The organism is Marinoscillum sp., from assembly GCF_965229915.1.
GTDB lineage: Bacteria > Bacteroidota > Bacteroidia > Cytophagales > Cyclobacteriaceae > Marinoscillum.
In genome coordinates this window covers 527,241-546,434 of the sequence record NZ_CBDDJZ010000002.1, presented here as the reverse complement: position 1 = coordinate 546,434, position 19,194 = coordinate 527,241, and the positions used below count along the sequence as shown (strand labels likewise).

The window sequence follows — 19,194 nt, the reverse complement described above, 5'->3', positions numbered from 1 at the left end:
AGTGGTGGTTATTGAATATCACACATGTGACTTGAAAATCACATGTGTTAATACCCTTGAATAAGTAAGCAATAACCTATTCGGAGAACTTTGGGGGATGCCAAATGGCATTGATTAAATTAAAAGAAATACCATTGTTGTAGTTTCTGGGCAACTTATTATTATCCGCAAATACCAGATTGATAATTACCCTATTGTTTCCAAAAGAGATTGCATGTACATGACTACATTGACAACCGCAGAGTGGGGGGCAATTTTCGTTATCCTGATTTCCGCTCTCCTGCTGACTAGATTCTGTATTTGAGTAGTTGTAAACACCATCATACGAGTTACTACGACAAGCTCCCTCAATAGGGACTGTGGAGAGCATCAGCGTAAACGTGGCGAATATCAAAGATAAATACTTCATTGGTCACAAAGATAATGAAGCGATAGTGCAACCCGATTGCAAAGGTTATTGGTTACACTTATCGCATAATCCTTTAATGACCATGTTAGCTTGTGCCATTTTAAAATTATTTGGTAGATTGACTAAAGGAATAGGGTGGTCTAAAAGGCAAAAAGTCATTTCACATGAAGTGCAATAGAAATGATAATGAAGGTCTTCTGGATCGCAATTGCAGCCTTCTACACATACAGCATACTTGGTCATCCCTGAGCCATCTTCGATACTATGGATCACCTTATGATCTTCAAAAGTTTTTAGTGTGCGAAAAATTGAACTTCTGTCTGATTGATCGAGACCAACTTCAATGTCCTTTAAAGACTGTGCTTTCTTTTGTTCTAATAGGTAGCGCAGTACTACTATCCTTACAGCAGTCGGCTTTACGTCCTTAATTTTAAATATTTCTTCTATTCTGTCCATTACAAGAACCAAAGGTTGTCTTTTCCAAATTCAGGTATTTCATTTCCATCAAAATGAGGGAGCATTTCTGCGACCATTTCAGGGTATTTGATGGTGACTGGTAAGTTCTGTTGCCTTACTGATTTCCAATACATACGGCTGAATTGATATACCTGGTCAATCAGTTCCTTTACTGTCTTATATTCCTCTACCAGCTCCTTTTCTGTGCAGAAAATTTTTAACTTGATCGGGAACGGAAAACCGTCATGGAAGCTGTAAAATTTTGGATTGTATCGTGTGTTGTTGAATAGCAGGAATTTATTGTACCCAACCTTTATGAATGTGCCACTCATTGGCATAAGGTCTTTCCAACTGTTGTCAAATGCAACAATGTCTGAGGATTCTGTTTTGTTGATGGACACTATAAATACCGGAATGTCTAATCCAAGGTCTTTGAGGCCGTCTTCTATTGGTTGAAGTTCATCTTGCCTCATACTCTTGTAGAAGTGTATCACAAGCCGTTTGATGCCTGTATTTACATTAGCATACTCCTTTACTGCCCTGATAATTGAACCTGCTAACTCCTTTGTTTGGTCTTTTTGGAAGCACTCAAAACGGTTGAATTTCCCATTGTTAGCGAAGCTAAAAGCACTTCCTATATATTGTATGTCAACTTCTGAGTTTCTAAATGCTCCAATGCCTACTATCAATTCATTTTTGAGCTTTGTATCCAGCTTCCAAGGGATGCCGTTCAGTTTGGCTAAAATGGCGATAGCAATATTCGGTAGGCTGTAATAGTACTTTTCGTTGGTCAATACCTTCTCTCCGTCAATTACCTGTGAGGATACGCCTTCTTTCAGTAGCAATTCTTTCAGCTTGTAGTATATCTTCCTTCTTGATTTGTCTGGAGCATTTTTGGAGAATGGACTGATATAAATGGCGATGTACTGAATGTCAGATTCAAAGTGTTTATTGGTAATGGCTTCATAGATTTCTGGCCATGGATCATCTCTGTCATCAAACCTTATACTGAATCCTTTTTCAGTATGGTATGGCGTATGAATAAACTTGGTCAATCCTTTGAAGCCAAATTCTGATCCTTTGAAATAACCGTCCATCTTCTGGGCGATGTGTTGATCATCTTTATGGAAGATGAAAAAGAAGTGGATTTTAGAAGTAGAGCTGAAATCAAAGGGGCCATGCTCTTTCATTCCATCCATTGGCACAATACCAGACTTTTGTTCACCGAATAAAAGTCGGTTACTGGAATTGTTGACTGACCCGACATTGATTTTATTAACTGGTATGAATCCATTGGAGGTAATTGGAATGATTGCTTTGAACTCCTCTGTATTCAGGTATTGATTGTAGAACTTGTCGATTCCCTCTCTAAACTTTTTGTACTTATTGGTTTTGTCCGGGGCTTCCGTTCCTTGCATTAATGCATCTCTGATTTCGAAATTCCATACTGGATACACCTTGTCATATTCTCTTTTACCGCTATCAGGTAACTCATCAAAACGGTACAGACCCTTTTCATACACTACCCAATTAATATCTGTCGGTGATACATCCTCTAAAAGAGTGGAGACAGGAACTTTGAAGATTTTGGATTTACCTTCAAATGTCACCAACAATTCAAGACTGTCGGAAACTGTCTTAAACTGTACTTTGAGTGAGAAGCGGTCGAATATCTTGTACTTGCATGTGGTGTCTTGTTTGGCACTTGGAAGCCAAACTTCTGTATCACTTACAAAATTGGGCTTCACTAAAAATCCTTTCTCCTTGAAATGGCTATGAATGAGTGAATTGTAATATCTCTTTAGTACTGAAGTGGAAAAGGTAGAATTACGGATGGTATATGACCGTTCTTCTCCTTGCTCATTTGTCTTGGTCTCAAACTGTGGACTTGTTGGTTTTGATACCGCTAAGAAACCTTCGGCCTCAACTGTAAATGATGTGTAATAGTGGTCTTGCTCTCCATACTTTTCAATGACTTCATCTGGCACTAAGGATTTGTAAATCCGTGTGAGGTTGGCTTGTTCCTGGTCAGTGAAGTAAAAGGTTTGTTCTTCCTGAGGATGATTGAATGTGAGTATATTGAAACAATGGCTAGGCATAAAGATGTACTGTTTGGTTAGTTCATTTTTTTAATTGTAATTTTTTTAATGCCAATTCGACAATTTCCTCAGCTAGCGGTTCTTTGATTAAATCGTATGCAATTTTTTCACTATATGCTTGAACGAGTAATTCCTCTTCTGTAACCTTTAAAATCAAAGCGAGCTTTTCAATTTGTTTTCTTGTTGGAAGTCGATCACCATTCTCAAACTTGCTTATCATAGAGGTGTCCACATCTGTAGCAGCAGCGACTTGTCGCATTAATAGCCCTTGTTTTGTTCTTAATGCTTTCAGTCTAGAACCGAAGTTATCCATGTTGGCAATATATTACTTGACAAATAATGCCAAATATAGGAAAGAAAAAGAAGAAACGAAGTAGGTAGATTTGTGGATTTAATGTTTCAGGATTTTAAGGAAATGGAGGATACCAAGGATTAATTTTCCTTAGCATCCTCAGAATCCTGAGTATCCTCAATCGAGGTGTTTATGTAGTTGTCCTGAGACTCACGGTGAAGCAGACCTGATTTGCAGAAGTCAGTGATATAGCCCTCTGCCGTTTTGTGAGGAATGCTCAAAGCTGCTGCCACTTCAAGGTACTTTTGACGGTTGAAGTGTTTGGGTAGCTTATTCAAGAATTTCTCTTTCCTATTTAATCGAGTAGGTTTCTGTACGTCTTCCGGGAGTTCTGCAAATACTTTACTCGAATGCTTTACCAACACTTTGACCATTGCAAGCGAAGCTTGAAAGTCTCTTTCTTCACAAATCATCTTTGATGATGTTTCACCAGTCTCCATGATCCGCAAAGCGGAGAATATCATGCAGAAACGATAGGCAATCAATCCCAACCTTCGGATGGTTGCCATGTAGTCGATTCCTTGAATGCTCATATACTTTTCTTGTATCTGACCAAAGAACTGATTGAATTGGTCTTGCTGGTCAGCGGTGAGAAAGAATTGAACATCCTGTCCAGCTTTCAACGAACTGTAAAGGTTAAAGAACTCATTTCCTAACGCATCAAAGTAGTCATCTAATCCATTGGTAGTTTGCGAAGCAAATACATTCTTCCACACTGGCCGAACATTCATGTAATAGAATATGAAACGGCTGAATAAGCCGTTTTCTGCATTCGGGATTAGTGCTGCTACTTGCTTGTGCGTACCTGACAAGACAGTAGAAAGACAAGGGCTTTCTATGTCCACATATTCACGGTCTGTCCTGCGATAATAGGAAATAGTCTCATGGTGAAAGGCTTTTCTAAAGCCGTCACTATAATTGCCGTAATCGCTCTTAAAAGCATGTGCAAGTGTGTCACCCTCAGTTTCAAATATCAGTCCTTTACCGTCACTATCACCCAATAATTGATAAGCTCCTGTGGAGCTGTTATTGGCGGGGATAAAGAGCATCTTTTCGGGTGGCTTCTCGGGTTTCTCTATTCCTTCAACTTTCCCTTTGTTGGCGTTGTATTCAGCCAATTCCAGTTCGTAATGTTGCTTGTGGAGTTTGGCTTGCTCCCTGAACTCTTTGTGTACTGGATTCACTAGTTGGCGACAATGCACCAAACGACCTTTACCTGCCGAGGCTTGGGCGGTAATGAATAGAAACAGATTGGAATAGACACGCTTGCCATCATAAATACCTGACACTTTGGGTAAACAAGCACTAATAGCCACTAAGGAGCCAAGGAGTAGAATATCCCTTTCCTCATTGGAAGTGGCTATCTGTATTACCTTTTGCAAAAACTCAGGAAGTTCAGGAAATAAGGAATCAGAAAAGGTTGGCATTTGTTCCGGTTCTTTCTTGATTTCTGCCTGAGTATTGAGATTCTTGCTATGATTCTCAGACCTGCTTGCAGGGCTGTAGGCTTGTCTTTCCTGCTTTGGTGTAGTCAGTGGTATTCCTGCTTCCTTGGCATGATAGAAGAAGGTTTTCAGGGAAACTCCCTGACCCCTTGCCTTCATGCAATTATCAAACTGCTTGTCGCATTCCTGTGTGGAATACTCAGGATGATATTGACTAACACGGTGAAACAGGTTTCTACCTGTCTCACCAAACTCATCCGCAAAGGCAAAGCCGATGTTTACCCAATCGCTGTAAGCGGAGGTGACATCTATGTGGCTGGCCTCAATGCCTTGAATGATTCGTTCAACTTCTTCGAGTTGTGTACTTGTATTGTATTTGCTTTGCTCTGTAACTTTTACTTGCTGCCCTGGCTTATCAAGCCATTCCAACGGATTGAATGTTTTTCGCTCCATAACCTATATGTATTTAGGGTTGATGAATATTTCTGTATCGTGCGGAAGGAAACATGCTCTTGAAATGTCCTTTCCTGACTGGTCTACTTCTAATTGATAGGTGTGGGAAACGTAGTTTGCCACTGCCTTGAAATAGTCCTGGTGTTTTGCCTGTGTCAAGTCAATCGGTATTACCCATTTCAACCCATCACCTGAAGGAGATACAAACAGTAGCTCCGTTTCAAAATAATGGTCATCGAGTAATGATTGCTTGAGCGTTGGGATGTCCTCAATGTGGTCAAAATCGATTGTAAGCAAACCTGAATGTCTTTGGAGGTTTGCATCATTCCGCTTAGAGAATGAGCCTGAGAAGGTCACATAATCGAAGTTTTGAGCCTTGTATTTTCGGGCATCTTTTGGCTCTGAGATGTTGCGAAGTGTACTTGTACACGAAGCAAAATCATTGCCTTTGATGAGATGGTACACCTCAATCAAGGAGACTTGGCGACTTGGTTTCACATTAGAAACAGGCTTTTTGAAATAGCTGAATACTGGCGGTGTAGGCTTTTGAATTTCAGGAATAGCAACCGCAGGTTGCGTTTCCTCTTGATGATAAAAACCTCTTTCCTTGCCAATTCTCAGGTATAGTTCTTCATTGATCTTTTCGAGAAGGGCTTGCCCTTCGAGGCTGAAATGCAATGAAGCAAAATCAAAGATATTGCCCTGTGCAATGGCTTCTTCTGTATCTGTGTGTGTAGCAATGCCGTCAACTACTTTAACCATCAATGTGGGCTTGTCCGCATTGAAAGGATTCTTAGCAGGTTTGCAGTCCCGTCCCGAAAGGGATAGGACTGTTTCACCCTGATAGTAGTGGCGTAATACATGGGCATAGATATTCAAGCCGTAATGTGTCTTTCTCAAAATGGCTTCTCTACTGATCTCCATAATGCTTTGATTTTGAAGGTGAGTAGTTGGATTCCAGTAAAGCTTCCATATCAGAAACTTTGTAATAGAACTTGCCATTGATTCGGCTGTAGGGAAGAACCCCACTATCCCGAAGGGATTGAAGGGTTCTTTTGCTAATGTGCAGCGTTTGCATCACTACCTGACCATCAATCCATTCGTCACTGAATTGCTCCAATCGTGACTTATGGAAATTGAGGAGGTATGCTTTGATTGTTTTTATGTCTTGAGCTACTGTCAAGAGCATATCGAAAACCTCTGTCATAGCTTTACCCTCCCTTTTTTGATTAGGTAATCCGCAGCTCTGCGGTCTATTTCTTCCTGAGTAGAATTGCGGTTGCGAAGCAACCAGCTTTCTAACTCCGTTCTCTTGAAATAGAGCTTCTTTCCGTTTGGCTTGTAGTGTGGAATATTACCTCCACTTGTCAACTTGTATAAGTGTGACTGTGAAAGCTCCAAGTACTGGCAAGCCTCATTGAAGTTTAAAACTTCTTTCGTGTAAATCCCCTGGCTCTCAATTAGGCGTTGGAGATTTTCAAGACGTTCAATTATTTCGTCCATCTTAAATCGTATTAAGAATTAATGAATGGACTCTTGGCCAAAAGTCATATCCGATTGTCGAATACGATGCTAAAGTAGGAGGCTAAAAGGGGCGTTATGAGGCTCTAAAGCATGGTGCAGTGTAGAGTGCAGAGTGCAGAGTGGGCTGTAAAAATTGATAGTCCACTTTTAAGGTAAAAGAGGACTAAACAAAAACAGAAAAAAGATAAAAGGAGTATAGTGCAGAGTGGACTATATCAGGTGCGAAACTGCCTTTTCTATTTTATCTCCTGTCAGGTTCGGTCTTTTTAAAGACCTGAACTTTGACCTGTCAAAGGAATTCCCATCAGTATCAACGAAGCATAGGCAAGTCACTTCCCATTGCTTTTGCTTTAGATCATCCACCAACTTATGTTCTGAGTATATCAGCTTAATGAAATAGAATAGCTCGCTGATATTTCCTGTCCATTCTATAGGTGTTTTGATTTCACCTCCTGAGAATACCTTTTTGAAGTTGAGTAGGGTTGTGGATTTGCTAATGAAATGATTCAGCTTTAGGCTATCCCATAAATCGGTCAATTTATCTGGGTTGGTGTTTAGCTGCTTGTAGGTAAATGAATGAAATGAATTTGCCGTTGCTGCGGTTTCCGTTTTGGCTGCTGGTAATGGTTTGGATTCAACTTCAATTACTTGAACTGGTTTCAAGAAATGTTTGTCCGGGACAGGTTCTAAAAGTAGTTGGCTGTAAAAGTCCTCCAGTATGAATTGATCTTCTATCCAAGTGCTGAAAGCATTTTGGATTTCTAAGTAAAGCTGCATGTATGCAAGCTTTAGAAGCTGTAAGATGAATGTGTTTGCCTTGTGAGTTTGGTCTAATTCAAAGGATGTTTTTTTAGGATCTATGTACGTCAGTGCATAGTCCTTTTCTTTAATGAGCTTTCCAAGGTCTTTTAAACGTGTTTTAATCCGCTTGTTAAGTGTGTCTTCAAGCCAATACTTGATTAAGTTTTCGTTGTTGTCCTCCTTGATCAGCTCGACAAGCCTGACACATTCTGATTTGACATTATTCAATATTAGTTTGGAATAGTACTTTGTTTTGTGATCGAATGGCCTGTGAAAGCTGATTTCATATTTGAATTGAAAATCTGTGGAGGCTTCCTTTACGCTACTGAGTTTGGAAGCATACTTTTGATCAAGGCTGTTTTTTCCTAACCAAGGGCGAAGCTCTTGGTACAGGATGTCGTCAAGTAATTTGGTTTGATTGCTCATAGGTCAAGTTTGATTTTGTTGGCTGCTTCCTGTTTCTTTTCATCTATGATTTTGGCATAGACTTGGGTGGTCTTCAATTCCTTATGGCCTAAGAGCTTTGAGACTGTGTAAATATCAGTTCCTGCCGTAAGCTGCAAAGTGGCATAGGTATGACGGGCACAATGGAAAGTGATGGTTTTGGAGATACCAGCTTTCATCATCCATTGTTGCAATTTCAGGTTATGCCATGCAGAGTATTTCAATCCTTTGAATACTCGCTCTTCTGGAGCTTGCCTTTCACCGAGCAAGCCAAAGGCTTGTTCTGAAATAGGGAGGGTTTCTGCTCCCTTGGTTTTCTTTTGTCTGAATCGGATGTAATACCCGTTATCATTTGAGTGCTGCACCTCTGACCAGAGTAGCTTATTAATGTCTGACCACCTCAGACCTGTAAGGCATGAAAATATGAATGCCGTTTTCATCTGAGGTATTTCACATTCCGTATTGGCCGCTGCTTGAAGTTCCTCCAAAGTCAGAAATTCTCTTTCAGGTTCACCTTGTTTAAAGGCGTCAACTCCTTCACTTGGGTTGGTAGGTAGAATGCCGTCTTTCACTGCTTGCTTTAAAGCTGCTCGCAGCTTGTTAAAGTAGGAGTACTTAGAATTTTGAGATAGTTTCTGGTCACCATGTGCAATAGCCTTCTTATCAAGGTAGTATTTGAAATCCTGAATAAACTGTCGGTCAATATCTGAGAAGGAAACCTCATAGGGACAGAAAGCCTTTAGATGTTTCAGCATACTTGTCCAATTGCCGTAATTGCCAGGGCTATCCTGCCTCTGGTTAGCCAGTAGCTCAATGTATGCAAGGAAGCTGCCTTTCAATTTCTCATTATCTCTGAATCCATAAACACCGTTTTGGATTTCGATTTGTCGCTGTGCTCTGATAGTCTCAGCTAATTGAAGGGTCTTTTTGTTGACTTCCTTTTCCTCTTTGGTCTTTGCATTGGGAGAAAGGTATAATTTGAGGTATTCGGTTTTCCTTTTCCCTTTGTGGTAGTAGTCTAGGTATAGACTGGTCTTGCCACCTTGATTGCGTTTTCTTAGTGTTACTTTCATGCCTGAAACAGTTTTTCGATTTCTTCTCTCTTAATGATGGTACGGCTACCAATTTTCGCAGCTTGAATTTTTCCGTTCTTGATCTGACGGTACAGAGTCATTCTACTTGCTCCAAGTAGTTTGCAGGTTTCGGCAATACTTAGAAAGTCTTTGTCTTTGACTTGTTCCTGATTGTATTCCTGTTTCTGTACCGCAGTAGGGGCAATCTCCTGTACCTTCTGATCTCTCTTGCGTTTCTTGTAGGCACGCTTGGCACAGTTATCACCACAAAATTTGGTCACAGTAGTCTTGGCGATAAACTCAGTACCGCAATGCTGACAGATTTTGGGAACTCGAATGTTGCTGCTCATGGTGTTTCCTTTTTCTGCTTGTTTCTGTATCAGAGTGTATCCCCTTGTATCAGAATGTATCTCTATGTAACATCATCTCGCCTCGATCTTAAAAATTTGTTGCTAACAACAAATATTGATTGGTCAGCAACAAATTAGAAACGCAAGATAGGAAAAAATAGGAAATTTAGCAACAAGAAAAGGAAGTAAAAACAGCCTAAAAGTAAGTAAAAGAAGGGTTTAGCGTACTATTCGAAAAGTAATTACTTTCCGATACAAAACTTGCTAAAGATATTGTCCAGCAGATCCTCAGTGGTGATCTCACCGGTGATCTCACCCAGGTGATGCAATGAGTTGCGGATGTCCATGGCCAGGAAGTCATTGGTAATCTCTTGATCAATACCTGTGATCACCCGGTCCAACGCTTCATTGGTCTGCATCAGACTCTCATAGTGCCGTAAGTTGGTGACGATGGTGTTTCCAGACTTGAAGTCGTCCAGAGATACCAGTTCTTTAAGTGCCTCCTTGAGGTTTTCCAGGTTTTGCTTTTGACTAGCTGAGATTAGCAAGGCATTGTTGTCTTCCAGTTGCTTTTGTACAGCTGGTTTCGCCTGATCCAGCTTGTTGCCGATCAGCAGGTAGGGAACGCCCAGGTCTTTGATGAAAGCGATTTCCTTGTCCACGTCTTCCGGCTGATCTTCTTTCATGTCGATCAGGTACAGGACCACAGAGGCCGCCTTCATTTTGCTCATGGTACGCTCCACACCGATGGCTTCTACCTTGTCTTCGGTAGTTCGGATTCCAGCTGTATCAGTAAATCGAAAGGCAATCCCATCCACATTGATCACGTCTTCGATCACATCACGAGTGGTGCCGGGAATGTCCGAAACGATTGCCTTTTCTTCATTGAGTAGGGCGTTCAGCAGCGTGGACTTGCCCGCATTGGGTTTACCAGCTATCACTGTCGGGATCCCATTTTTGATCGCGTTACCCAGTGTAAAACTCTCCGTTAAGCGTTGGATCAATGCTTTCAGGTTGTTGATCAGCTTTTTAAGGTCTTCTCTACTGGCAAACTCCACGTCTTCCTCTGCAAAGTCCAGTTCCAGCTCTATCATTGAAGCAAAGTGGACAAGTTCTTCGCGCAGGTTTTTAATCTCCTGGGAGAAGCCACCACGCATTTGATTCATTGCCGCACTGTGCATCGATTCGTTTTCAGATGCAATCAGGTCAGCGACTGCTTCGGCTTGCGCCAAATCAAACCGGCCGTTAATGAACGCTCGTTGAGTGAATTCACCGGCTTTAGCCAACCGAGCTCCCTTTCTCAATAAAAGCTTGATCAACTGCTGGATGATAAACTGGCTACCGTGACATGAAATCTCGATCACGTCCTCTTTGGTGTAGGAGTTGGGTCCTTTGAATAGTGAGATGAGTACCTCATCCACAATGGTCTCACCATCGCGGATGGTACCCAGGTGGATAGTGTGGCTTTTGACGGATGTCAGGTCTTTTCCCTTAAATACCTCATTGACCAGCTCAATGGTTTTTGGTCCGGAAACTCTGATTACCCCGATGGCACCCACACCGGGAGGGGTGGCCAGCGCTACGATCGTGTCCAAATGCATTGGGCAAAGTTAAGACGAACAGTCAAGAATGTTGAGCGATTGAGTCCGTCTCTTGCAGGAGCGGGGTTGGGGAGAGTTGGTTATGGGTTACTTGATTTAGAAAGAGTTCCTGTGGGAGTGAGTTGAGGTTAAAAAGGATACCCAATAGCGAAGTTGAAGGTAAGTCCGCTCAGGTCCACATCAAATCCGGTGGTCGGGTGGTGGATAGGGAAGGCCAGATCACCCCGAATGACAAAGCTCTGGATATCCACTCTCAGTCCAGCACCGGTACCAATACCAAGCTGCTTGTAAAAGCTGGAGGTAAATTGACCTCCAGGTAAAGCCTCTTCATCACCCTCCCGGAGCCACACATTTCCCGCATCGACAAAGAGTCCTCCTTTCAGTACACTGTAGATGGGAAATCGGTATTCTACATTTCCCTCCAGGCGGACGTCTCCAGTGCGATCAAAGAAGGAGCTGGTATTGTCATCGTCTTGCTGGGGTGTGTAGGTTCCCGGTCCCAGTCCACGAATCTGGAAGGCCCGAATACTATAGGGGCCACCGGCATAGTATTGCTTGGCAAAGGGCAGTGCATCCGAATTGCCATAGGCCATTCCGAATCCGGCAAATACCCTGGAAACAAGTTGGTGTCCTTTGCCCAGGTCCAGGTGAAAACGTGCATCCATATCGATTTTTGCATATTGTGCAAACTCCTGGTTGAAGATTGTTTGTTTTCCTTCTGCATTAGTGTCGCTGCTGAGTGCATTCATAGCATTCCCCGCCACATTGAGGTTGGCATTCAGGAAAAATGGATTTTTGATGGCGGAGTTATTCATTTCAGAATAGGTAAAGCTGTAGTTCATACCGGCAATAAACTCTTGCTCGAAACTTCCCGCCAGGAATGGGTTGTCCGCCAGTATGGCATCAAATTCCTCCGTGGTATTGGAGAGCTTCACCAGGTTGATGCTGATAGGGTCTAGCTCATGGTAGATGTATTTGGAGGCATTCCAGGTATATCCCTGTGTAAGGCTGAATGTCCTGAGCGTGTAAAGCTTGGAGCGGTTTAGGTATTCCATTCCTAACGAAACCTTGGTTTTGGGAACATCATATTGAAAACGATCCACGAGCTTGATAGGAATCAGTCTTGGAAAGATCAGGTCACTGTTAATACCAAACTGTGTACTGCTAAGACCGCTGTTTTTGCCTCCGGTGATCTGTGTTTCATAACCGACCTTTCCACTTACCTGTAAGATCTCCCCACCGTGAAAGAGGTTTCTATTGAGGTAGGTGCCAAGCAGGGAAGGTCCGGCAAAGTTATTGGACTTGGTCACTCCCTGAATCTCAGCCCTGAGTGAGCGCTTGGTTGTCGGGGACAAGAAGATCTGCGTATTGACCCAGCCAACGGAGTCTTCAGCAGTAGGTGTTTTGATCACTTCATGTCGGATATTGACATACTTATAAGAACCAATGGATGAAAACCGCTGACTGGTCACCCGTGAGGCTCGCGGGTTGTAACGGGTGTCTTCCTCCAACAGGACGTAGTAGGGTAGCAAATGTGGTTTGAAGTACGTGCCGCGTTGGATTATCTCTAGCTCATCCACCACCACAGTGTCTTGAACCAGCGAATCTTCATTTAACGAATACCGAGGATAGATCTGAATGGAGTTGATGCGATAGGGCAGTTTGGACCTTAGAGGAGTTTCCTTTTTCAGCCGTAGGAATAAGTCGAAATGGCGCGTATCGTATTGATTGGTGTCTGCTTCGAACAGCAGGAAGTCTCCATTGAAGTTGTAGTAACCCAGCGATTTCAAGTATTCATCGATTCGTTGACGTTCCGCTTTGAGTTGACTGAGGTCAAATCGGCTTTCTGGTTTTAGAAGCGTCTTTTCCAATGCCGCTTTCAAATCTCGATGAATCTGAGAGCTGTCCTTGTCCAACTGATAGGCTTTGAGTTTGTATGGAATCTCCATTTCAGCATCGTAGCGAATACTGGCATATTTGCCTTTTCCTCTCATTTCAGCTGTTACCGTGTTCTTGAAAAAGCCATTATTCTCTAGCCGGTTGCCAATGAGCTCTTCTGTTTTTGCTACATCCACATCAGAGAGGTACACGGGTTCCTCACCAAACTTCTTGTTGAGCCATTTGGTAACCGGGGCAAAGTTTTTCTTTTCAGCACGATAGTGATAGTACAGCCCCAGTTTCATGCCCAAAAGCTCCGAATTGGGCTTAGGATAGAGCACGCCAGATACCTGTTCTCTTATGGCTCCTTTGTTTTTAACTTTTTCAGGAAAATTCAGGTTGACACTCGCTCCGGTGTACAGCACCTCATCTTCAGGGATGAACTTGGAAACACTGCAGGAGGAGAGCCACAGACCAAAAACGGTTATCACTATGTTGCTTACCTGCTTCATTCGTTACGCTCTGTCTGCTTCACAAATTCGCCTTCTTTGCTATTGGCAAAAATGTCTTTGAAGCGATTAAACTCCCTGTTAAATATGAAGGCAAAACCCGTTACGATGAGTTGTCCATCAATGATGTTTTCGTACTGATTTTTCCGAAACCCTTTGAATCGGTAGCGACCATTTTCGGTGATTAGGTATTCCAGGCTTACATTCCCAACAAGCGGAGTATTTTCAGCAGATTGATCGGTCGTGTTGCCACTTCCCTGGATGTTGACCTCACTACCTACCTGCACGATCACCCGATTGTTAAACAATCGCTGGCTTGCATTGATGTTGAGATCCGTATTGTCTTCAGCTGTTTCTCCCTGGTAGTTGGTGTAGCTGTTGAGTCCGAAATCCAACTGAAATCCAGAGTCACCTGTGAGTTTGTTGGACCATTTGTTCAGCTGCCCTGACAGGACATTATTTACATTGTTTCTGGCAATGGAGGCAGCACCACCGCTTCCTCCATCACTTCCAGAAGCAGGATAAAATCGATTGAGTACCAACAAAGCAAATACCTGTTTGTTGAGTTGCTCTTCGCTGTTGTTGAGTTGCTGCACTTTGGTATAGACCTTTCCACCTAGAGAACCGCGTTCGTCTTCGGGGACATCCAGTCCAAAGCTGATTTCTGGTTCCAGAATGGTGCCATCTACATTCAGGTAAACCAGGAATGGCATTTTTTGCTGGTAGCTGGTGGAGGTTGCTTCTGGGTTTTCAGTAGTCTGAGCGGCCATCAGGGGAGCCGGAGAGGTCTTTAGTTCATAAATAGCACTCACATCCAGAGTGGCTTGAATCGGATCACCACTCCATTTGATGGTTCCACCTGGTGCCAGATCAAATCTTCTTTTCACGAGGTTATACAGACTCGCTTCAAAGTGTCCGTCCGATACGTTGTACACACCAGCCAGTGTGGTGCGTCCGTTTGGCTCCAGGCCAAAGTTGAAATCACCTTCACCTGATACCTGGAAGTTGTCGCCGGTGCGTTCGTTGATGATGATTCTGAAGATGGCTTTTTTGCCAATATTCAGATCCACATTCATGTCTATGTCCTGAAAGGCAGTCTGGCTTTCGCTGGAATAATCCTCCGTACGTGTGAGAATCGCGTCCGGGTTTTTACGGTTCACAAACATGACCACACCTTCACGCTCCACGAGATCTGCCTGAGTTTCTGGCACCACTACAGTGAAGTCTGAGTTTTCCCTGATTCCAGCACTGCCACGAATTACCGGAGCGGCCACCGTTCCATTTATGGTCAGGTCAGCATTGATGCCCACTTTGCCATAAAACAGCTCATTGTCCTCTTTTTTGGAGTCCAGCGCCATGAAGTTGTTGGCTTTCAGTGTCAGGTTTAAGTCTGGGTTGATCAGGTCTTCTGTGAGTATTTTGCCACCTATTCGGAAGGTGTTACCGGATTGATCTTGTATTCCAAATTGATCGAAGTAAACTCCTTTGTTGTCCAACCGGAGCTTTTCATTAACCACCTTAAAACTCGTATTTAGCGAATTGACCTTGAGGCCCGCATCATTAAAAACTACCTCTCCGTTGTATTCTGGAGCTTCTGTAATGCCGCTGATGTCCAGGTGACCGGTGAGGTATCCTTTCGGGTCACTGATCTCTTCGTCGAGAAAGCTTTGCAACACTTTTGTTTCCAGCTTTACTAGATCCAGGTCAAGGTTGAGTCGGGTGACATTGGGGTCTGCGACGTATTCACCTGAAAGATCAATAGCTGCCAAACCTTCTCTTAGCGAGAGTTTAAATGCATATTCATCGCTGAGGTTTTTTTCTGCAGTCATCTGAAGATTTCCCCATTTGGAACCCATCACGGTTAAGTCCGAAATGTTAAAATCAGCCAAAAGAGCATTGTTGGTAAAGACATGTTCGAATGAGACCTTCCCGTTCATCAGGCCAGCAGCCAGGGTATCCTCCGGATTTAGAAAACTACCGAAGTTGGACAGCTTGAACTGCTCAAAGTTGATTCGAATGTTTTCATAAGGCTGCTCCCCAAAATTTTCAATTGATAAGTACTGGTTGTTGCTGCTAAGGTTGAAATTATTAAAACCCAGGAAGTCAGAGGCAATAAGGATGCGATTGCTTTCCGGTAAAGTCCAGGTTCTTCGATTGATGATGAACGTATCCGGTTGGATGTAAAAGTCTAATGTATCACCAGTGAGTTTGAGCTCGGTACGAATATCGAAAAGAGAACCTTTTTCTTCAGGAGCCACCAGTTTGGTGATGAGCGTTTGGTTTTCCAGTCGACCACTCAGTTCCAGGCTTTTGAGTAAGATGGGATCTGAATCAATAGAAGCCCAGCCAGCTGAGAACTGGAGATTCTCTGGTGCCCCCAATAGCTCAAAACGCAGACTGTCGATAACACTACTCCCATATTTGATGTATGGGGCGTTAAACTCGGCGACCAGTGAGTCCTGGTTTTGATGGTAATCAATCGTAAAGGTGATGGAATCATATGTTTCCAGGTCTGGAAGCAATACATCACTGATCAAGGTGTTTTCATGAATGCTAAAACTGGATGTGACCACAATGTTGCTATCCAGTTTTGCTCGGTTCAAAGCAGGATCTACATTGAGGTATTCCACAAACTGAGTGTTCACGGCTTGTAAAAAGCTCTGTGGGTTGGTGTTGGAGTGTAAGCTACCATTAATGATTTCGCTGGTAATCTCCAGGCTCGTTGAATCGGGAGTTACATGTGCTGAAAGCTCCAACGGACCAGGGGAGTAGCTGTCCTGATTTTTCACAATGGTCATATCACCGAATTCTAAAGAGGCTTCAAACTTTTCAGTATTCCCTTCGAAACGTGCATCTAGTTTTAGCTGTGCTCTTACATCTTCATCGGTGATGCCCAAGGCACGGAATTCCGCACCTTTCAGATTCAGAAGGAGTGATGCCACCGTGTTCGTTGAGTCAAGGGATACATCAGAGGTAAGGTTTAGATTGAGATTATCATCCTGGTAGTTTGCTTCCAGACCACCTTGTCCATTTTCGATAGAGCCATTCAGTGTCAAGGCAGTGAAGTCATAACCCGAGTAACTCAGCGAATCAAAATGACTTGTCAGGGAAGCATTTAAAGAAGCGAGTGAATTACCTTTCCCTTCCGTTTTTATTCGAGCTGTTATGGCACCAATTTCAGGATTGTTAATGATTTTGCCCACCTGTAGTGCTCTAATTTGTGTCTCAATCGCATATTCGATCAGTTCTTGTTTCTGCGTCATAGAGCCTTTGATCTCAATATCTCCATCCGCCGTTTTCAATAGGTTTTGGGTGGTGAATTGCTTTAGCGATCCATTGGATTGTCCACTAAATGAAATCCGCTCTGGTAAGTCTAAGCCGGCGCTATCCAAAGACATCCAAAGGGCAATATCTTCATTAGTGCTCTCGGTCTGATAGGAGATTTCTTTTACGCGGATCAAGTGTGGGACTGTGGGTTGGTACACCTTTCCTTTCACATCAAAGCTGGTTGTATTGCCCCAGTTTACAGTAAACTGGTCGATGGCAAGTCCCTCCAGATTTCCAATGACCTTAGCATCAACACTGAGTCGTTTGGACTCAAGTGTCTTTAGGTAGTCAATGGATCGCAGGTCTGGAGCAAAGTAGTATGCATCTCTTGGTGAAAGTCTTGCTGCCGAGAGTGCAATAGCCGGACTAAGTGATGTGGGCTTGCTGATCAACTGATCTACTGACTTCAGAGTCATACTTACAGATCCCGTGAGCTCATTGTAGTTGGTTTTGATCTGAAGTTCATCGAGTATCAGTTGTTCATCACTAAGCGAAGCATCAAAGGCAAGCTTGCTGAGTTTCAGACCACTTCGTTCCTCGAAGGAGAGGTCCTTCCATCGAACCTGTGCTTTTTGGTTTTGAAGAGTTGCCGCAGAGATGTCCAGAGAGAGGTTGGTAAGTTGTATCTGAGAAGGGTTAAAGACGCCAGGCGTCGATTGGGTAGAGTCTAAGGTGAGCTGTACCTGATTGTTGTTCATTGTCAGGTTTTTCGCTTCGATGGTCCATTCGGGCCATTCAAAAGTAGAGGGCTTGTCTTTAGCTTCATCAGTGGTGTCGATAGCAGCAGAGAAAATTTTTGCATCGACAGTGGTATGATCCAATAAGAAGCGATCGAGGCGTATGATGTTTTCATTGAGGTTTACTTCTGGTACTTCTAGTTTCAGTCTGCCTATTGCTCCGTCATAATACATAGATGCAGGAGGTGAGTGGTAACTCAAATGGATAGATTCCATCAGTAGTTCACCAATCCGAATGAGTGGCAACGCAGAGGAGGTGGTATCTTGACCTGAAGCGCCAGCGTCTGCTATTTCCTTGGTCTGGTGGTAAAAACCAGACGTGTTTCTAAGCATGATTTTATCAATATCAAAAACCATGGGGTCCAAACTGAATTCATTCATTTCGATGGACATTGCACCCAGCTTCAAATGACTGTCTATGCCCAAGACCTCATCCAAATACCTCAAGTCAAAAGCAGAGAAGTCCACCGTCCCAACAGTAATAGACGGTGCAGATGTAGTCGCTGTGTCTTCCTTGTTGGTATTTTCTTCTGGTCTGAAGGCGTCAATGATGTAATCGAAATTGAAGGATTTAGTACTGTCAGCGCGGGTAACTCTCGCGGTAAGCCCATCCCAGTCCACAAGATCCACATCGATGGTCTGTCCCTTAATCAAAGGGATCAGCGCCACGGATGCTTCTAGTTTTTTGGAATAGATGAGTGTGTCTCCTTGTTGATCTTCCAGATACAAGCCTTCCAGCTGTAGGTTTCCTGTGAAGGTTAAGAATAGGCGGTCTATAGAGAATGGTGTGTCAATTTTCTTAGAAACAAACTTGGTAGTTTGCCCGATAATAAAGTTTTGACCACTTTCACTCCGTATGATCAATACTAGAGAAACGAACAATACCGCGATTACTCCCAGAATCCATGAAGTAATCTTTAATGCCTTATATATAAGTCTTTTGTTTCTTCGCGTATTGTCGGTCATTGAGAGTATTGCGCATCTAAAAAAATGAATGGATGGTGGTACTTATTGATAAGTCTTAGAAGCATGTTTTGTTTGATCGAATCAGCATTTTTGGCATAGTCATTAGGACTTCTAATTTGAATTTTTGTAAGATTAATTTAAACTTCTTTAAGGCTTAATGGTTTTGGTTGATGAATCAGTTAACTATGCGCAACATCATTTTGGATCTTCGGATCTGAGGGTGTTATGATGCTAAAAACCCAACATAAACATGAAAAAACTATTATTTTTTGCATTATTGACTTTTGGAATTTTTGTGAGCTCAAACGCTCAGGAATTAGGTGTCCGTTTTGGGGATGTTACCGGAGGTAACGTTGCTCTGGATGCTTTGTTTACTACCAGCGATTTCAGCATGGTCCATGCCGATGTTTCGTTTGGTAACGGTGGGGTTGGAGTAGACCTTCTTTGGGACTTTGTATACCGCCCGCTAGGCGACATACCGATGAACTGGTATCTGGGGGCAGGACCGGTTGCTTTTGTTGGCAATGATTTTATTCTTGGTGGAGCAGGGGAGCTGGGTTTGGCTTATAAAATTCCAGATGTACCAATTTCAATCAGTGCAGACTGGCGGCCCACCTTTGTTCTCATTGATACCAGCACCTTCGTCGGTGACCGGTTTGGATTGAACCTGAGGTATGTGTTCAGGAACTAGAAATGAACACGTATTTCTAACAAGATATAAGCGACATCATGATTGATGTCGCTTTTTTTATGTAAAACGGGTCCGGTTT

Annotated in this window: 15 protein-coding genes; 1 reads left to right on the top strand and 14 read right to left on the bottom strand. The window is 42.9% G+C overall.

Annotation, left to right across the window (positions count from 1 at the left end):
- Window positions 1-76: 76 nt before the first annotated feature.
- The 14 genes from ACO067_RS24360 to ACO067_RS24295 all read right to left on the bottom strand — a co-directional run bounded on the left by ACO067_RS24360 (window position 77) and on the right by ACO067_RS24295 (window position 18,424).
- Window positions 77-409, bottom strand: a complete 333-nt coding sequence (locus ACO067_RS24360) for a DUF6660 family protein (protein ID WP_407644575.1) — start codon at window positions 407-409, stop codon at window positions 77-79.
- Window positions 410-454: 45 nt separating this feature from the next.
- A complete protein-coding gene (locus ACO067_RS24355; protein ID WP_014022288.1) occupies window positions 455-865 on the bottom strand; it encodes a Fur family transcriptional regulator in 411 nt (136 codons plus the stop codon).
- Window positions 865-2,964: a Piwi domain-containing protein gene (locus ACO067_RS24350; protein ID WP_421879702.1), complete on the bottom strand. Its 2,100-nt coding sequence runs from the start codon at window positions 2,962-2,964 to the stop codon at window positions 865-867. The genes ACO067_RS24355 and ACO067_RS24350 overlap by 1 nt, the downstream gene beginning before the upstream one ends.
- A 22-nt stretch (window positions 2,965-2,986) precedes the next feature.
- On the bottom strand, window positions 2,987-3,277 hold the full coding sequence (locus ACO067_RS24345; protein ID WP_073093954.1) for a helix-turn-helix domain-containing protein: 291 nt from the start codon (window positions 3,275-3,277) through the stop codon (window positions 2,987-2,989).
- A 119-nt stretch (window positions 3,278-3,396) separates the two neighbouring features.
- Window positions 3,397-5,214 carry a DUF3987 domain-containing protein gene (locus tag ACO067_RS24340; protein WP_421879697.1) on the bottom strand — a complete coding sequence of 606 codons (1,818 nt, stop codon included), beginning with the start codon at window positions 5,212-5,214 and terminating at the stop codon, window positions 3,397-3,399.
- Between the two features lie 3 nt (window positions 5,215-5,217).
- The gene (locus ACO067_RS24335; protein ID WP_210758729.1) at window positions 5,218-6,138 is read right to left on the bottom strand and encodes a BT4734/BF3469 family protein; all 921 of its coding nucleotides are present in this window, start codon (window positions 6,136-6,138) and stop codon (window positions 5,218-5,220) included.
- Entirely contained in the window at window positions 6,125-6,421 is a 297-nt protein-coding gene (locus tag ACO067_RS24330) for a helix-turn-helix domain-containing protein (RefSeq protein ID WP_100626897.1), read from the bottom strand. The genes ACO067_RS24335 and ACO067_RS24330 overlap by 14 nt, the downstream gene beginning before the upstream one ends.
- The gene (locus ACO067_RS24325; protein ID WP_014022282.1) at window positions 6,418-6,717 is read right to left on the bottom strand and encodes a helix-turn-helix domain-containing protein; all 300 of its coding nucleotides are present in this window, start codon (window positions 6,715-6,717) and stop codon (window positions 6,418-6,420) included. Before ACO067_RS24325 ends, ACO067_RS24330 begins: the two co-directional genes overlap by 4 nt.
- A 231-nt stretch (window positions 6,718-6,948) precedes the next feature.
- On the bottom strand, window positions 6,949-7,965 hold the full coding sequence (locus tag ACO067_RS24320; protein ID WP_014022281.1) for a hypothetical protein: 1,017 nt from the start codon (window positions 7,963-7,965) through the stop codon (window positions 6,949-6,951).
- Window positions 7,962-9,056 carry a phage integrase SAM-like domain-containing protein gene (locus ACO067_RS24315; protein ID WP_421879692.1) on the bottom strand — a complete coding sequence of 365 codons (1,095 nt, stop codon included), beginning with the start codon at window positions 9,054-9,056 and terminating at the stop codon, window positions 7,962-7,964. Before ACO067_RS24315 ends, ACO067_RS24320 begins: the two co-directional genes overlap by 4 nt.
- Window positions 9,053-9,406: a helix-turn-helix domain-containing protein gene (locus ACO067_RS24310; protein WP_115869583.1), complete on the bottom strand. Its 354-nt coding sequence runs from the start codon at window positions 9,404-9,406 to the stop codon at window positions 9,053-9,055. The genes ACO067_RS24315 and ACO067_RS24310 overlap by 4 nt, the downstream gene beginning before the upstream one ends.
- A gap of 242 nt (window positions 9,407-9,648) precedes the next feature.
- On the bottom strand, window positions 9,649-11,007 hold the full coding sequence (gene mnmE, locus ACO067_RS24305; RefSeq protein WP_421879689.1) for a tRNA uridine-5-carboxymethylaminomethyl(34) synthesis GTPase MnmE: 1,359 nt from the start codon (window positions 11,005-11,007) through the stop codon (window positions 9,649-9,651).
- A 128-nt stretch (window positions 11,008-11,135) separates the two neighbouring features.
- The gene (locus ACO067_RS24300) at window positions 11,136-13,397 is read right to left on the bottom strand and encodes a BamA/TamA family outer membrane protein (RefSeq protein ID WP_421879686.1); all 2,262 of its coding nucleotides are present in this window, start codon (window positions 13,395-13,397) and stop codon (window positions 11,136-11,138) included.
- Window positions 13,394-18,424 carry a translocation/assembly module TamB domain-containing protein gene (locus ACO067_RS24295; RefSeq protein ID WP_421879683.1) on the bottom strand — a complete coding sequence of 1,677 codons (5,031 nt, stop codon included), beginning with the start codon at window positions 18,422-18,424 and terminating at the stop codon, window positions 13,394-13,396. The genes ACO067_RS24300 and ACO067_RS24295 overlap by 4 nt, the downstream gene beginning before the upstream one ends.
- A gap of 250 nt (window positions 18,425-18,674) precedes the next feature.
- Here ACO067_RS24295 and ACO067_RS24290 point away from each other — a divergent pair, with 250 nt between their 5' ends.
- Window positions 18,675-19,115, top strand: coding sequence for an outer membrane insertion C- signal (locus ACO067_RS24290; RefSeq protein WP_421879681.1), 441 nt, complete (start codon window positions 18,675-18,677; stop codon window positions 19,113-19,115).
- Window positions 19,116-19,194: the final 79 nt, after the last annotated feature.